Here is a 15,952-nt window from a genome sequence, read left to right as displayed (position 1 = left end):
TCGGCAAAGGTGTTGTTTCCTTCGTCTGGGAATAAATCTGGATGAGTAATCAGGCTTTCCAAGGAATCAGGCTAAATAGGGTAGTTGAGAAATTGCTTCTTCGATGGTACTTACCGGCTTTTGACAGGCATGGTCGAAGCAAACATAAATTAAGGCATTTCCTTTGGAATCAGGGGTTTTACCCTGAAGTATTGGGGCAGTTTCTGTCAATTCTTCAGAGAAGACCACTAGCATATTGGCAAGGTATTGTTGTTTTAGTTCCAAAGAGAGTTGACTGGCACCTTTCCCAACAATGGCGATTTCAGCGGTTGGGACCAATTTTTCCAAATACAAATTGGCCCAGTTACAAAGAAATCGGGTTCTTTGAGAATTAACTCCTTCATTCCCCCCAGCATTTTATTGGCCATTTCCTGATATTTTTCATAGTAAGTAAACAAAGAAATCCGGTGTAAATTTCTTGCCATGATGGAATTGGAAGCAGGAATGACATTGTCAAACAACTCTTTTTATTGGCTATCAGTTTTTCTGAGCTTGGGTTATTAAAGTAGAAGAACCCATCACTTTCATCGAAAAACTCATTCAAGCAAATGTTTGTCAAGGATACCGCTGCATCAAGGTAGGATGCAGCACCTGTTGCCTCAAACAGCATCAGGTCTGTTCGGATGAGTGCGGCATAATCTTCCAGAAATGCAGGAGTATAAGCTTGTCCGTTTTTATAGGATCGGAACAACTTTCCTTCAATCGTCATCTTCTTGGTAATAAATTCCCGGTTTCGAATAGCTAGTCTTAATGCTTCCTTATTTCCACTTGCAAAATAAGCTTGTATTAAGCCTGTGGACATTAATCCATTCCAACCACTCAAAATTTTATCGTCTTTACCAGGATGGATTCTTCGGTTTCTTACAGAAAGTAACTGGCTTTTTACCGCTGCCAGCTTTGAAATCAACTCCTTCTCAGTCATTCCATGATTTGCGGCTACGGTAGCGTATGTGGAAGTCTGGAATAAGATATTCACACCTTCTTCCCAATTACCAGAGGACTTCAAGTTGTACAATTCTGCGAACCAGGCAAGGTGTTCTGGAATGACCTGTTCAAGTTCCTGATAAGACCAAGTGTAGAATTTTCCTTCCACTCCCTCGCTATCGGCGTCTTGCGCTGCTTGAAAAGCTCCTTCTTCTTGTAGCATTTCTTCCGAAAGCCACTGGATGGTTTCATTTACTTTCTCCAGGAAAAAATCTTCTTTGCTTACTTGATAGGCCTTGGAATAGAGTTCCAATAATTGGCCATTGTCATAAAGCATCTTTTCAAAATGTGGGGCAAACCATTCACCATCTACCGAATAGCGGGCAAAACCCCTCGGAGATGATCGTATATTCCACCCATACCGATTTTTCGAAGAGTAAACAGGACCTTTTCGATTAAAACTTGGCTGTTGCTTAGCAAGGCATAGTCCAATACAAAATTCCAGATGGTAGGCATAGGGAATTTGGGGATCCGGTTCATTCCGCCCCAATCAGGATCAAATTGGCTGCTTAATTTGGTGATGATTTCAGCTAGATCATCTGGATCCAATTCCACTTCTCCCGGGACAATTCCATATTTCTCTGTTTCTTTTTTGGAAATACTGATACCAAAACCGGCGGCACTTTCTGCCAGTTGGTCTTCATGCTTGGCGAAGGCATCCGCGATGTTGGCCAACAGGTTTTTCCATTGGGAATTCGGGAAATAGGTACCACCATAAAAGGGCTTTTGGTTCGGCATCAAAAATACGTTCAAAGGCCAACCTCCCTGAAGCCCCATGGCTTGCACCGCATCCATGTAGATGTTGTCTATGTCGGGCCGTTCTTCCCGGTCAATTTTGATGCATACAAAATTTTCATTCATCAGGTCCGCAGTGATCTGATCTTCAAAGCTTTCCCGCTCCATGACATGACACCAGTGACATGCGGAATATCCGATGGACACAATGATGGGCTTGTTTTCTAGTTCGGCTCTTCTCAAGGCTTCAGGTCCCCATGGGTACCAGTCGACCGGATTATGAGCATGTTGTAGAAGGTAAGGGCTTTGGCTATTGATCAGCCTGTTGGAAGGTTTACTCATGGTAGATTCAGAATTCGGAAAGCGTATGGGTGACGGTCTCCAGTTCTTTTGAAAAATCAATTTGACTGTTCAATCGTTCCAGTTTCTCTTTTAAGTTTTGAAGGAATTTTTGATGCGCGATGCTTTTTGGGTTCAGTGGTCTATGTGCAAGCTCCAGTTTGACACTTTTAATTTTTTCAAACAATCCTTGGGACTCTTCCGTGAACAAGGAATTTTGCCACTTGCTCCAGATATAATCTTCTGCTTGTAAGGAAGGGTGGATCAAATCAGGTTTATAAAAGCGATATTCCCTTAATTCATCTACCATGATTTCGTAAGAAGGGAAATAATGTACCTGTTCATAGTCATTGGCAAACTCTCCGCATAATACCCTTAATAAACTCTTGCTCAGTTGATTTTCAGGGATTCCATCTTTGATATGTCTTACTGGACTAAGCGTTAGGATGATCTGTAAGTGGGGATTCTTTTCTTGAAGCTTTTGAAAAACCCGAGCGAGCTGATTGGACATTTCATCCAGTCCTGTCAATCTTTTTGAGAATAGTTTTCCGGGTTGCTTATGGCAATTGGCTACGGGTTCCGAACTTTCAACCAATTCATAAAGCCAAGCTGTTCCTAGAGTCAAAATCAAATAATTACTGGATAAGAGGTATTCCTTGGTAAGAAATCGTTCACCAGTCAATCTACCTCTGAGTTCCTCAAAAGAATACCCCATCACCTGGGAATGTGCCCAATAATGAAAATGCATTCCATCTCGTTCGAGAAACATATTTTCAGGAAGGTAATGATCTTCCAAGGCAGCTTCTATCAACTGACAAATGGGGATAGGGTGAAAGAGGGTTCCAAATGGATTAATTAAAATATCCATTTTTAATTCTTGCATTCTTTTCCCCATGGTTTCCGCAAAGCAAGAGCCTAGGCTAAGAATCTTATCTGTGTGAAAAATAGGTTTTGGATGGGGCGGAATTTCAAAACTTGTGGTCCATTGCATATTCGAAAATAAGCATTTGGTATTTTAGAAGACAGGTTTTCGGAAATGAATCAAAGAAAGGATTTTTAATTCAAATTGATTTTTTTGAAAATAAATGAGATGAACTGTGATTTTTTTCTTGATAATGAGACTAATGAGTAAAACCAAGTAAATGAGTAAGGAAGAAGAATTCGTCAATCTAATTCAGGAGAATCAAGGGCTGATCTACAAGATTACCTTGGTGTATTCCAATGAAAAGGAAGAACAAGATGATTTGTATCAGGAAATTGTTTACCAAACCTGGAAGTCATTTGATCAATTTAAAAGGCTTCCAAGCCAAGTACCTGGCTTTACCGGGTGGGGATGAATACTGCGATCACTCATTTAAATAAATCAAAGAAGAAACCCTTGTTGGTGTCCTTGGATCATTCATTTATGAATTATTCAGAGTCGGTTGATTCAGAAAAAGAAGAAAAGATTAAATGGCTGTATGCCCAGATCAGAAATCTGAATTTGCTGGATCGAGGAATCATGTTTCTTTTTTTGGAAGGGAAAAGCTATGAGGAGATAGGACAGATTACTGGTATATCCACAAGCAATGTGGGGACGAGAATGTCCCGAATCAAACAAAAACTAAAGTCTGAAGCCACGCCTAAACCAACGAAGTTATGGAATTAGAAGAGATGCAATCATTATGGGCTGATCTGAGCCAAAAAATTGAAAAACAAGATAAAATTCAAAAAGAACTACTCATGGAAATCACCAAACAGAAATTCAGAAAAAAACTCAATCATATTCGCTTTACTGAAACCATAGGTTCCGTGATATGTTTTGTATACGCCATGTATTTGCTTTCAAAACTTCCTGAACTTGAATTGTGGTACAATCAAGTATTTGCCATGATTACCATTTTGATCATGACCATTTTGCCTATTTCAAGCTTGTCTGCAATCAAAGCAATGAGAAGTGTCAAAATTGATCATGAAGCGCCTGCCAAAATGTTGGAGAAGTTTGAGAAATCAAAAATCAGATTCTGGAAAGTGCAAAAATATGGGATGATATTTGGCGCCTTGGTTCTGGTGACTGTATTACCTCCGATTTCAGAGATCCAAGGTTCAGGAGAGATGATATCCAAACCATTATTTTGGGTGATCTATCTACCTGCCGCCCTTTTATTTATGTTTTTATTCAGTAGATGGGCCCTTGGAAAATATAAAAATGTAATAGATTCATCCGAGAAATTACTTTCGGAATTATAACAAAAAAAGAAGCTGTCAAACAGCTTCTTTTTTTATTTCTTCCAACATTCTTTTTCCTTGGAGGTCACCAAAACCATAAATGGGTACTCTTTTGATGAATTCTAAAAATATTTTTTTGAATTCATCTGTTTTAAGCTCAGCCATAATTTCTATTAAAGTGGCTTTTGGCTTTCCAGGGTAGCCTCCATGAGGAATGGCATCTTTCCATGCTTGTACAGCTTCCAGCAAAAAGGGAAGCTCATAATGATCTTGTTTGGCAAGGGTCAAAGCTTCGTCTATATGTTGCAATTGATACAGGGTCCATAAATTACCCAAGATAGACCTTTCATTTTTACTTAGTAATCGGGCGTCTCTAAAATGTTCATGCAGTTGCCGCTCATTCAATTCAGCAAACCCCAAACGGATATCTGCTTTTTCGGGAAGGACTAGATAAACTTCTCCTTGATGCTTGCTAAGCAAGTTCATGACGAACCAAAAGTTTACCTGGCAAAAAGTCTTTCTCAAACCAGCAATACACCTTCTCATCCGATCTAGCGGTTAATATTTTTCAAATTCTGGAACCACTTGTTCAAAGTACCCTACTTCTTGACTTCCAAAATTAGTGGTTAGGTATTCATCCCTGATTACCCATAATTCTTCCAAGGAGTGGGCTTCTACTGATCCTTCTAAGAGGCATTCTCTGACCACTGCTTGTTGGCCATGAATATCGGGAGGGAATTTTGAGGCTAAAGAATCTCCATTTAAAATGTGTAGCATTCTAGGTTGATTTTTGGTCCTTTTTTATGATTTGGGAATAACACTCACGAATCATAGTTCGAAGGACAGGCTCATTGATATCAGTTAATTTATTAATATATAAACAGCCTTTGCTGATTTTGTGTTTCCCCAATTGATTTAATGATTCTTCAAGATCGGAAAAACTTTTCATTAGGTAAATGGAAAGTGATTGCTTTCTTGGTGAGAATCCTACAGGAAACCATTCTTCCTCCCTTCCGGATTTATAGGAGTAGGTAAACCTTCCGAACCCGATGATACTCGGTCCCCACATTTCGGGGCTTTCTCCTGTCTCTTCCTGAAAAATTTCCAACAACTTGAATCCATCTTTTTTTCTGGTTTGGTTTTCGACGGAATTCAAAAATCTGGTACTGAAGACTTGTTGGGTCTTGTTTTTAATTCTGTCATTTTATAATACGATTATATTTTATTCTATAAATATAGAGAATAATAGTATTATATATTTTTAAATAGTAATAAAACAGGTGTTTAAAATTTAATTGTATAGACAAATATTATATAATTAATTTACCTAAAACATAAGTAGGTTTTGTGCAATATTTTGTATTAAAAAATTCAATAAAAAATTAAATAGCCCTCTTAAAATATTTCAATTTTGACCGATAATGGTATAAGTGTCTCAAAAACAGACGCTTTTGAGAATTGTTCTCTAATGGAGCTAAATATTCTTTCAAAGAAGATTATTGCCGTATTTGTAAACTTTTTATTAGAAATAGGATTATTATTTGGTTAATAATGATGCTTACTTGTTCTTGTTTAAGTAATTTTAACATTCCTAAACCATTGTAGTGTTATTACAAACTAGTTTAAACTAACCAACAAAATTTATGAGAAAAGCATTACTAAGCTTACTCTTTGGATTGGTAATTACTGCTTCGGCATGGGCGCAAAGTCGCACTGTGACAGGTAGGGTTGTCTCTCCCGAAGAGCCTGAAGGACTCATTGGAGTCAACATTTTAGTGAAAGGAACCACCATTGGGGTGGTGACCGATTTGGACGGTAGTTATGTCCTCCAAGTTCCAGATGGAGCTACGACTTTAGTCTTCAGTTATATTGGATATTTATCCAAAGAAGAAGAAATCGGTAATAGAAGCGTAATCGACGTTACCTTAAATCCGGATGCTCAAAATCTGGAAGAAGTGGTAATTACAGCTTACGGTGGTACAGTAGACAAGGGTAACTTTACCGGCTCTGCAATTGCATTGAAGTCAGATAAAATAGCGAATAGACCTATCAACAACGTAGTAAATGCCATTGAAGGACAAGCTCCAGGTGTTATTACTACTTCTGCTTCTGGTCAGCCAGGTTCTACACCTGCAGTACGGATCAGAGGGGTAGGTTCTGTGAACTCTTCTTCAGCTCCTTTATATGTGGTGGATGGTGTTCCTTACGATGGGGACCTTTCTAACCTGAACCCGGAGGATATCGCTGATATGACCATTTTGAAGGATGCTTCATCTTCTGCATTGTATGGTTCAAGAGCTGCTAATGGGGTAATTATGATTACTACCAAAACAGGTAAGAAGAACCAGCCTACGTTCAACTTGAGAGTTCAGCAAGGTTTCTCTGGCAGAGCTTTGCCAGAATACGATCGTGTCAATGCGGATCAATATTATCCAGTAGTTTGGGAATCATTGAAGAATAGTCAGCTTGGCTCTGGATCTTCTGAGGCAGATGCGGCGCTTTATGCATCCGAAAACTTGATCGATGTATTAGGTTATAATGTATATAATGTTCCAGATGATCAGGTGGTAGGAACTAATGGCCTTTTGAATTCTAGTGCAGTCAACAATTTCCAAGGCTTGGATTGGTTTGATGAGCTTCAGAGAATGGGAGATCGTAAAGAATACAATATGACGTATTCAGGTGGATCTGAAAAGACGGATTTCTATACTTCTTTCAACTATTTGAATGAAAAAGGATTCGTGATCAAATCTGACATCGAACGTTTTACTGGTAGATTGAATGTGAATACCGCTCCTACTAAATGGATGAAAACCGGTATCAACCTTTCTGCTACCATGAGTGAAGGAAATAATGCAAGATCGGGTGGAAGTTCAAGTTTTGTGAACCCATTCTTTACGGCAAGATCCATGGGGCCAATTTACCCCGTGTATGCTCAGAATATGATGACTGGTGGATTTATCTTGGATGAATTCGGTCAGAAAATTTATGATACAGGTGACCTTGTGGACCTGGGCCTTCCAAGAAGAGGTTCTGGTGCATATCCTGGTCGTCACGTGGTTCAAGAAACCAATCTGAATGTGGATCGATTTGACAGGGATGTGATTTCATCTAGAGCATATGTGGAAGCTACCTTCCTAAAGAACTTCAATTTCAGAACGAATATCTCTACCGATATGACTTCATTGCTTGATATCGGGTATGACAACCAAATCGTAGGGGATGGAGCTCCAGCTGGTAGAACTAGAAGAGAAAATGTAAGAACCAACTCTTTGACGTTTAACCAATTGCTTTCTTACTCAAACACCTTCAATGACAAGCATTTCTTGGAAGCTTTGGTAGGTCATGAAAATTATGATTTGAAAATTGATAGACAATTTATCTCTAAGCAAGATCAAATCCTTGCCGGAAATATCGAACCAGACAACTTCGTAACAACTAACTCCGCTACAGGTAGAGTAGATAGAGATCGAATTGAATCGTACTTCAGCAGAGTGAATTATGTGTATGATGATAAATATTCATTCTCTGCTTCTTGGAGAACTGATGGTTCATCTAGATTCTTCGAAGATGTAAGATGGGGTACTTTCTATTCAGTAGGTGCTGCTTGGACCATTGATAGAGAGGATTTCTTCAACTCAGGCTTCTTCCAATTGATGAAGTTAAGAGCTTCTTATGGTGAAGTAGGTAATAACAATGTGGGGGGATATTATCCTTGGCAAGCATTGTATGACTTAGGTTTCAACAACGCATCAGAACCAGGAATCCTTCAGGCTTCTCTTGCTGCAAGAGACCTTCAGTGGGAATCTAACAATACATTCGATATCGGATTGGACTTTGCATTTGCAAATAGATTCTCCGGTACCATTGAATACTTCAATAGAGAGTCACAAAACTTGTTGTTTGAAGTTCCACTTTCTTTGACAACTGGACTATCCACTAAATTCCAGAACATTGGTACCATGGCTAATAAAGGTATTGAATTCAATATCGCTGGTGATGTAGTACGTTCAGGTGATTTCAAATGGAATGTTGGTTTGAACGTTTCTACTTTCAAAAATGAGTTTAAAGAACTTCCTTTTGACGAGCAGATCAATGGTACTAAAAAGTACGTAGTAGGAAGATCTATCTATGACTTCTGGTTGAGAGACTGGTATGGTGTAGACTCAGAAACTGGTGAAGGTTTGTTCAGAGCAGATGAATACGATGCATCAGACGAAGACATTAGAATTGTAGGTCAGGATACATTGACTACTGATTCCGGAAATGCCAGATATCACTTCGCTGGAAATGCAATTCCAGATTTCTTTGGAGGTATTACCAATACCTTCACTTACAAAGGATTCTCTCTTAATGTGTTGATGAGCTTTGCTGTAGGTGGAGATATTTACGATGGTATCTATGCAGGTTTAATGTCTGCTGATCCTGATGGTGGTGCTTTGCATACTGACATCTTGAACAGATGGCAACAGCCAGGTGATGTGACTGATGTTCCAAAAATGGATGTCACAGCAGCTGCCCAATCCAATGTGGCATCAGATCGCTGGTTGACCTCGGCATCTTACTTGAATCTAAGGTCTATCAATTTATCTTATACGTTCCCAAGAACTTTACTTGAGAGAGTAAAAATGAAAGGTGCAACGGTATATCTAGCAGGTGAAAACCTAGGCTGGTTATCTTCTAGAAGTGGAATGTATGTATCTGGAACCTTTAATGGTACCACTTCCAATACATTCACCCCAGCTAGAACATTTACTCTTGGTGTAAACGTGAACCTGTAATTAAGAATGACGATGAAAAAATTATTAAGCAAAATATTTATCGCAGGAGCACTTTTAGTAAGTACTAGTTGTGCTGATGATTATCTGGATACACTTCCTACGGATGCAGTATCTGAAGCGGCGGTCTTTACCACCACACAAAATGCCATGACTGCCTTGAATGGTATTCATAGAATGATGTTTATCCGTTTTGATAGCCAGGGTCAACCTGCTGAAGGCGGGGTAATGATCATGCGTGAGGTATTAGGAGATGACGTAGTCATGACCGGTACTGCCAATGGATGGTTTGTAGCTATGAGTAGATGGTTAAGACATAACAATGACAGTAATAGTGATGTTCGTTTCGTATGGAGATTCTACTATAAAGTGATTGGTAATGCCAATATGATCATTGCAAATATTGATGCAGCAGATGGTCCTCAAGCTGAGAAAGATGAAATCAAAGGCCAGGCATTGGCTTATAGAGCTTGGGCTCATTTCAACTTGGTGCAATTATTTGCCAAGAGATACGAGGCAGGGGAGATAACTCTAACCTAGGTGTTCCAATTGTGACAGAACCAATTACTGAGGGCGGTCCAAGAAATACCGTTGAGGAAGTTTATGCTCAGATCAATTCAGATTTAGATACTGCAATTGGTCTATTGACTACCAGAAGAAATGCAAAATCTCACTTGAATATCAATGTTGCAAAAGGTATCAAAGCGAGAGTGGCATTGACTCAGGGAAATTATTCCTTAGCAGCTCAAATGGCGAAAGAAGCTCAAGAAGGTTATTCTTTCATGAGCACAGAGCAGTTGTATGAAGGATTTAATAATGTGAATAACCCTGAGTGGATTTGGGGTAGTGAGCAGGTGGATGATCAGCAGACATTCTTTGCTTCCTTCTTCGCTTACATGTCTTTGAACTTTAGCTCTACCAATATTAGAGGTAATCCTAAAGCGATCAACAGCTTGCTTTATGACATGATTCCAGATACAGATGCTAGAAAAGGTCTTTGGGATCCTAATGCATCAGATCCAGAATTGAGAGACCCATTCATTGATGAGATGACCCTAGGTAGTTTCTCAAAAGTGGATTACATGAACCGTAAGTTTATTGCTCAAGGAAATGCTTCTTCTGTTGGTGACGTACCATATATGAGAGTAGCAGAAATGTATTTAGTCGAGGCAGAAGCACTTGCTAGATCTGGCAATGATGCGGAAGCGGCGCAAGTTTTGTTTGACTTAGTGTCTACTAGAGACTCCGCTTACACGCTTTCTACCAATACGGGAGATGCTTTGATTGAGGAAATCATGATTCAAAGAAGAATCGAGTTATGGGGTGAAGGATTTAGATTCTATGACTTGAAGCGTTTGAACTTGCCTTTGGACAGAAGTGGAGCTAACCACGTGGACAACGTAATCAACTCCAAGTATACTGAAGAAGCAGGTACCAACGATTGGCAATGGAAAATTCCAATCGATGAACTGAATGCGAACGACCAAATGGTTCAAAATCCTTCTTAAGGATTTATCATAATACGAAAGCCCGGGGATTTATCCTCGGGCTTTTTTATTCTTCATAAAATTCGATGGGCAAATCATCCGGATCTGCGATGAACGTAAATCGTCTTCCCGTGTGTTCGTCCACCCGAATAGGCTCTGACTCTATTTGGTGTTTTGTTAATTCAGCAATGCAAGAATCCAGATTGGGAGTAGCAAATGCCAAATGCCGCATTCCTGCTGCCTCAGGCCTGGAAGTTCGCTTTGGAGGATCTGGAAAGGAAAATAGTTCAATGATATAGTTCCCATTTAATGCCAAGTCCAATTTATAGGAAGCTCTTTCCTTCCTATAAACCTCTCTTATGATTTTCAATCCTAGGACCTCTGTATAGAATTTTTTGGATCGCTCATAGTTCGAACAGATGATGGCAATATGGTGCACTCCTGATAAATTCATTTAATCCATTAGGTGTTTCTGTAGAAAATCAGCAGTTGCTTGATCCACACGGATCATGTTGGACCATTTCATCCAATGGTGCGTGTCACCTGGAATGATAATGGATTCATAGGACTTGCCCAATTCCTCAAATCTTCGGATTAAATCCACGGTTTGTCTTACAGGTACATTTCGATCATCATCTGCATGGATGAATAAAACAGGGAGGTCCAAGTGTTCAGATCTGCTATCGGAGATGATTCCCAGGCTGTTTTTCTTGCCAAATCCAGGTCTGGAGCTTGTTCATAATTTGGAGAAAGGTCGTACCGTCCATCTAGATCATGTACACCATGAATATCTACGCCTACTTTAAAGAGATCCGAATCCCTTGCCAAAGCCAAGGCGGTTAAATATCCTCCATATGACCCTCCGTAAATCCCTATTTTTTCTGGATTTACCTGGGGTAAGTTTGCCAAATATTCGCCTGCAGCTTTTACGTCCTGGTACTCCACAGCGCCTTGATAATATGCTCCGGATGGTTTATGAAATTCGTAGCCATAACCAATTCCCAGTCTATAATTGACAGAAAGTACGACGAAACCCAAATTGGCCAAGTATTGATTGATGGAATAGGTATTGGAATAATAGTCCATATAGCTCCAGCCTAATAGCATTTGCCTTTGGGGACCCCCATGCACAAAGACTACAGCTGGTTTAGTGGAAGAACCACCTTCTTTTTCAAATAATTGCCCATAAACAGTGGTTCCATCAGGGGCGGTGAATTTCACTTGTTTTGGAGTGACCAACTGATTTTGAGGGAAGTCAGTGGGGATAAGGGATTCTCCCAGTAATTGAGTGTTATTGCCATCTTTTACTGCTACCAAATGTGACCGCTGGGCAGTAGCGCTAAAGAAGGCCAATTTCCCGGATTCACCCACCCAAACTGGGTAGGCTTCGATACCAGTTCCAGCGGTTTCCCATGTTAATTTTCCCGTGGGAATCTCAACTGACCCTATATGTCTTCTGTCCAAATCTTCTGGTTCTGAGCCAGTATTTGCTGAGAAAACAAGCTTTTTTCCATCTGGGCTGAGCTTAATTTGCTCTACCATGTAATTCCCCGGTGTCAGTAATTTGGAGGCCTTGGAATTAATAGTTAGAGCATATAAATGTTGCCAGCCATCTTCATAGGATAGGTAAACTAAGTCCTCGTTGCCTGAAAATTCAAAGAAAGGATAGACATAGGATGCTGCTAAGGTTTTAGGAGCTTCCCAAAGTTTTTGACCCTTTTCTGATCCGATAGCTGCTACCCAAATTTCCCAGGGGCTGTGTCTAGGTTCTAGAACAGGAAATGCAGCTCCATTTCCCCTGGTCTTCTGATAAAGGCAATCTTCTTGCCATCTGGTGACCAGTGAATATTAGAGTCTCGATGGAAAGAAGGAGCGACCCATTGAATGGGAGTCTCTGGATTTTGGTAGATTCCTATCATGGAATGGGAACTCCTATTGACAACAAATGCGAGTTGCTTACCATCTGGTGAATAGCTTAGCTCATTGATATTACCCTTGATTTCAAACAATTGACTTGGTTTCTCAGAATTATCTAGATTTGCCGACCAAACCTGGCCTCCTTTCAAAAATAAAAGTTGATGTGGAGGGCCGAATATAGGGGCATCCGCTTCTGCAACCACCTCAAGTTGTTGAGTGGATAGATTTATTTTCCAGATTTCTACCTTGGGTAGGACGGGAAGATTTTGTGCATTGACCGTGGAAGATGCATTCCCTCCGCCATGATCTCCACCTCGCACGAATACCAGCCATTTTCCATCTGGAGAAAACTGAAGACTAGAAATTTCTTGTCCATCATCTTTATCAAAGGGGGTAAGTTTTTTGGAGTGAATTCAGGGCCTTCTGCCAGGTAAACGTTCCGTCTTCCTTGCTCATTCATGGCCCAAGCTATTTTTTCTCCGGTTGGCGAACTAGTTAATTCGGAGGGGAAAGAAAACTTTCCCACTTGCTCCATGGTAAAGTTCTGGGCAAATAAAACGGGGGAAAGAAGAAGAAATACAAGCGTAAGAAAATGGTTAGGTCTCATAAAGGAGGTGGTCAAATGATTGCAAGGATTGATGATTAGATACTTAATACTTGTCATGAATCAGGTAAAGTGTTTTTTCTAACTCTCTTTTTAATTGAGAAGAAGGTAAGGCATAATTATTCAGGATACAGGAAAAATGCAGGATTTTGCCGCTTTTGGTAATCAGGTATCCACTAAGTGCATTACTCATGCTCAAGGTTCCTGTTTTAGCATAGATGTAAGCAGGTTGTCCTTCATCCGCTTTGTACCAATTCCTGATAGTTCCTGATTCACCTCCTGCGGGAAAATAGGCCTTGATTTTTTCAAGAGGAACCTCAGCTCTTATTTTACCAAGTAAGGCAATGATTGAACGAGGTGTAAACATGTTTTTTGCAGATAGACCGGAACCATCCACCCATAAGGGTTCATCAGGTAAATCAGCTAACAAACTTTCTTTGGCATAAGCTATTGCATCGGAGGTGCTAAGTTGATTGGTCAGTTGATCGGAAACCAATAACATTAATTGTTCGGCTAGAAAATTGTCCGAAATTTTCATCATTTGCGCATAGATACTATCTGCAGGGGTGGTTTGAAGCTTTTGAGGGTCTAATTCCCCCATTTCCTTGTTTTGGATAATGGTAATCTCTTTCCCGGTTTTTTCTTCTAGAAGCTTTGCGGTAAACTCTGAACTGGTTACAAATGGAATGTCCTGTTCGAATTCTTTGACCGCTACTCGGTCAGCTGTTTGATAAGAAAACTTGTTATCGAATCGGTCTCTTCTAAATCGATAGCCATTCCATTCCTTGGTTTTTGTTCCAGTTAAATCAGGCTTGAATCGTTCTGGAATTACCCTAAATGTTTGTTCAGTGGAATCCTGCTGGATTCGTACCACATTTCCAAAAATAGGCAGGGCCGAACGCTCGGTTGCATAATAGTAATTGTACCAATCCCATGACCAGCCTGGACCAAAGGCATCTACTTGATCAAAATTGTCTACCAGGTATAATTTTTTATTGGAGGTTTTTAAAAATTCAAGAGCTACCTCATTTTGTAAGTCTGGATGCAATAAGCCTGGATCTCCAGTCCCCCAGAATAGAAGAGAGTCTCCATTTTCTATGTAATTCAGTCCATTGACCAAATCATCTCCCAATACGGAGTAGGAGGTGTAGAAAGTGAAAAGTTTAGTGTTGGAAGCAGGGATAAAATATTTATCAGAATTGATATCTACCAAAACTTTATCCTTTTCAGGGTCAAGAAGCATAAACCCCATGTGACCTTGATTGAGGACGGCTGATTTAGTCAGTGATTTATTGATTTTTTGGACCGTACAGGAACTGAAAAGTACCAGTATTCCAATAAGTATTTTCTTCATAGGTTGGGGATTTCTATCAAAAGATAAATAAAAAAGTCTCCTATCGAATGGATAGGAGACTTAGGTTCATAATTAAAGGATTACTGGTCCCACCAGATTCTGTCCAGTAAAGTAACAGATGGAACGTTGTTGCCATTTCTACTTACCTCACTATCAGGATAGGCCAATCTTCTGATATACTCACCTCCTAAATCAGGGTTTAAGTTTTCTGGAGTGGTCATGTTTTTGTATCCATAGTCAAATCTTCTGGCATCATTCCAGGTTTCAGGATGCAGGAATAACGCCACATATTTTTCTTTGAAAATATCATCCAAAGTCAATGCATCTGCTCCCATACTTACACTTGGGTCCGCCAGATAGGCTGCCTTTTCATCCGGATCTACACTCAACATATCCATGTGCGCGTTGATTCCTTCCAAATAAGCCTCGTAAGCTGCTACTTGATCAGAATCGAATGCAGCTTCCGCTTCAATGAATTTTAATTCAGCATAAGTTGCAATCAAAAGTGGTGCTTGAGTGGAAGTATAAAACTGACCTTCAATCAATGTGGATCTTGCGCCTTGTTCAGGGGCATCACCACGACCCGCTCCATTCACAGTTCCAACAAATTCACCTTCATCAGTTGTCCCAACCATTAATTTTAATCTTGGGTCAACCGTTGGGTAGGAAGTTCCATCAAGTGCTTCGATAAATTGCTCAGAAATCCAACCTCCCAATAAAAGATTGGCATTGTTGATGGCCACCGAAGCCCAAGGATTGAATCGCTGCTCAAAAAAGGTAACAGTTGCATCATCGGCGTTGCTTGAAAATCCATTAGCAGCCGCTGTCAATACATCTGAAGCATTGTAGGTAGAAGTTCCTTTGGTATGAAGTAAATATCTAGCCTTCAAGCTATATGCTAGCTTTTTCCAAGCGTCAATATCCCCGCCATAAATAAAATCATCTGCTCCAATGGAGGAGGTAGATTCCAGGTTTAAGTTGGCGATACCCTGGTCTAATAAACTGAGAACCTCTCCATAAAGCATTTCATCGTTATCATAGGCAGGCGTTACCGTCGTGAAATTGAAGCTTTCGGAGAAAGGTACATCACCAAAGAAGTCCACCGTCATTCCTAGATTTAAAGCCATCAGGATTTGACCGGCTCCCAAGTAATGGGCTGCTCCACTTTCTTCTGCCTTCAAATTCATTTCGTTCAGGTCAGTCATTACATTGTAAAGGCTAAACCAGAGACTGCTGAAGTTGAGGGGCTCCATGGTATCTGAACCGCTGCTTGGGTTAGGAGATGCTAAGTACTGTACATAATTGCTGACTGCGCTACCTTCCCGGTATACATTAAGACTTGTCTCATAAGTGATGTTGGTCATCAGACCAGAGATCGGCGCGTCTTGCGGATTGTTGGGGTTTTCATTGACATCCAGATAGGATTCACAAGCTGAGGCAGTTAGAATCAAGGATGCTCCCAATATCGTTTTTAGTTTATTCTTAAATTTCATCTTTCTGTTGGTTT

General features: G+C 40.1%; 19 protein-coding genes. 6 read left to right on the top strand and 13 right to left on the bottom strand.

Features of this window, described 5'->3' with window-relative positions; genetic code table 11:
* Positions 1-66: 66 nt before the first annotated feature.
* The 4 genes from V8V91_RS07300 to V8V91_RS07285 are packed head-to-tail and all read right to left on the bottom strand — an operon-like array spanning position 67 to position 3,088.
* Positions 67-327: a hypothetical protein gene (locus V8V91_RS07300; protein ID WP_373399506.1), complete on the bottom strand. Its 261-nt coding sequence runs from the start codon at positions 325-327 to the stop codon at positions 67-69.
* 52 nt (positions 328-379) lie between these two features.
* Positions 380-1,300, bottom strand: coding sequence for a thioredoxin domain-containing protein (locus tag V8V91_RS07295; RefSeq protein WP_373399505.1), 921 nt, complete (start codon positions 1,298-1,300; stop codon positions 380-382).
* A 32-nt stretch (positions 1,301-1,332) separates the two neighbouring features.
* Positions 1,333-2,100 carry a thioredoxin domain-containing protein gene (locus tag V8V91_RS07290; protein ID WP_373399504.1) on the bottom strand — a complete coding sequence of 256 codons (768 nt, stop codon included), beginning with the start codon at positions 2,098-2,100 and terminating at the stop codon, positions 1,333-1,335.
* A gap of 7 nt (positions 2,101-2,107) precedes the next feature.
* Positions 2,108-3,088: a GSCFA domain-containing protein gene (locus V8V91_RS07285; RefSeq protein WP_373399503.1), complete on the bottom strand. Its 981-nt coding sequence runs from the start codon at positions 3,086-3,088 to the stop codon at positions 2,108-2,110.
* Between the two features lie 151 nt (positions 3,089-3,239).
* Between V8V91_RS07285 and V8V91_RS07280 the strand changes: the two genes are divergently transcribed.
* The 3 genes from V8V91_RS07280 to V8V91_RS07270 are packed head-to-tail and all read left to right on the top strand — an operon-like array spanning position 3,240 to position 4,326.
* Entirely contained in the window at positions 3,240-3,434 is a 195-nt protein-coding gene (locus V8V91_RS07280; RefSeq protein WP_373399502.1) for a sigma factor, read from the top strand.
* A complete protein-coding gene (locus V8V91_RS07275; RefSeq protein WP_373399501.1) occupies positions 3,431-3,745 on the top strand; it encodes a sigma-70 family RNA polymerase sigma factor in 315 nt (104 codons plus the stop codon). Before V8V91_RS07280 ends, V8V91_RS07275 begins: the two co-directional genes overlap by 4 nt.
* A complete protein-coding gene (locus V8V91_RS07270; RefSeq protein WP_373399500.1) occupies positions 3,736-4,326 on the top strand; it encodes a hypothetical protein in 591 nt (196 codons plus the stop codon). The genes V8V91_RS07275 and V8V91_RS07270 overlap by 10 nt, the downstream gene beginning before the upstream one ends.
* Positions 4,327-4,341: 15 nt before the next feature.
* Here V8V91_RS07270 and V8V91_RS07265 read toward each other — a convergent pair whose 3' ends face one another.
* The 3 genes from V8V91_RS07265 to V8V91_RS07255 form a co-directional block, all read right to left on the bottom strand.
* Complete coding sequence (locus V8V91_RS07265) at positions 4,342-4,791, bottom strand: hypothetical protein (protein WP_373399499.1); 450 nt, start codon at positions 4,789-4,791, stop codon at positions 4,342-4,344.
* Positions 4,792-4,863: 72 nt separating this feature from the next.
* Entirely contained in the window at positions 4,864-5,082 is a 219-nt protein-coding gene (locus V8V91_RS07260) for a hypothetical protein (RefSeq protein WP_373399498.1), read from the bottom strand.
* A gap of 1 nt (position 5,083) precedes the next feature.
* The gene (locus V8V91_RS07255; RefSeq protein ID WP_373399497.1) at positions 5,084-5,461 is read right to left on the bottom strand and encodes a DUF1801 domain-containing protein; all 378 of its coding nucleotides are present in this window, start codon (positions 5,459-5,461) and stop codon (positions 5,084-5,086) included.
* Positions 5,462-5,948: 487 nt separating this feature from the next.
* Here V8V91_RS07255 and V8V91_RS07250 point away from each other — a divergent pair, with 487 nt between their 5' ends.
* Genes V8V91_RS07250 through V8V91_RS07240 form a run of 3 tightly spaced genes read left to right on the top strand, consistent with a single transcriptional unit; the run spans position 5,949 to position 10,591 of the window.
* Complete coding sequence (locus V8V91_RS07250) at positions 5,949-9,086, top strand: SusC/RagA family TonB-linked outer membrane protein (protein WP_373399496.1); 3,138 nt, start codon at positions 5,949-5,951, stop codon at positions 9,084-9,086.
* A 12-nt stretch (positions 9,087-9,098) separates the two neighbouring features.
* A complete protein-coding gene (locus V8V91_RS07245) occupies positions 9,099-9,623 on the top strand; it encodes a RagB/SusD family nutrient uptake outer membrane protein (protein WP_373399495.1) in 525 nt (174 codons plus the stop codon).
* Positions 9,624-9,634: 11 nt separating this feature from the next.
* A complete protein-coding gene (locus V8V91_RS07240; protein ID WP_373399494.1) occupies positions 9,635-10,591 on the top strand; it encodes a RagB/SusD family nutrient uptake outer membrane protein in 957 nt (318 codons plus the stop codon).
* A 46-nt stretch (positions 10,592-10,637) separates the two neighbouring features.
* Here the strand turns inward: V8V91_RS07240 and V8V91_RS07235 are convergent, their stop codons facing one another.
* The 6 genes from V8V91_RS07235 to V8V91_RS07210 form a co-directional block, all read right to left on the bottom strand.
* The gene (locus V8V91_RS07235) at positions 10,638-11,024 is read right to left on the bottom strand and encodes a VOC family protein (RefSeq protein WP_373399493.1); all 387 of its coding nucleotides are present in this window, start codon (positions 11,022-11,024) and stop codon (positions 10,638-10,640) included.
* Positions 11,025-11,237: an alpha/beta hydrolase family protein gene (locus tag V8V91_RS07230; RefSeq protein ID WP_373399492.1), complete on the bottom strand. Its 213-nt coding sequence runs from the start codon at positions 11,235-11,237 to the stop codon at positions 11,025-11,027.
* Positions 11,183-12,301, bottom strand: coding sequence for a prolyl oligopeptidase family serine peptidase (locus V8V91_RS07225; protein ID WP_373400639.1), 1,119 nt, complete (start codon positions 12,299-12,301; stop codon positions 11,183-11,185). The genes V8V91_RS07230 and V8V91_RS07225 overlap by 55 nt, the downstream gene beginning before the upstream one ends.
* A gap of 38 nt (positions 12,302-12,339) precedes the next feature.
* Positions 12,340-12,807, bottom strand: coding sequence for a TolB family protein (locus V8V91_RS07220; protein WP_373399491.1), 468 nt, complete (start codon positions 12,805-12,807; stop codon positions 12,340-12,342).
* A 330-nt stretch (positions 12,808-13,137) separates the two neighbouring features.
* Entirely contained in the window at positions 13,138-14,445 is a 1,308-nt protein-coding gene (locus V8V91_RS07215; protein ID WP_373399490.1) for a D-alanyl-D-alanine carboxypeptidase, read from the bottom strand.
* A gap of 80 nt (positions 14,446-14,525) precedes the next feature.
* Positions 14,526-15,938, bottom strand: coding sequence for a SusD/RagB family nutrient-binding outer membrane lipoprotein (locus V8V91_RS07210; RefSeq protein WP_373399489.1), 1,413 nt, complete (start codon positions 15,936-15,938; stop codon positions 14,526-14,528).
* Positions 15,939-15,952 lie beyond the last annotated feature (14 nt).

This window comes from Algoriphagus halophilus (genome assembly GCF_041729275.1).
GTDB classification, from domain to species: domain Bacteria; phylum Bacteroidota; class Bacteroidia; order Cytophagales; family Cyclobacteriaceae; genus Algoriphagus; species Algoriphagus halophilus_A.
The sequence above is the reverse complement of the archived record's forward strand: the minus strand, read 5'-3'. Positions and strand labels throughout refer to the sequence as shown.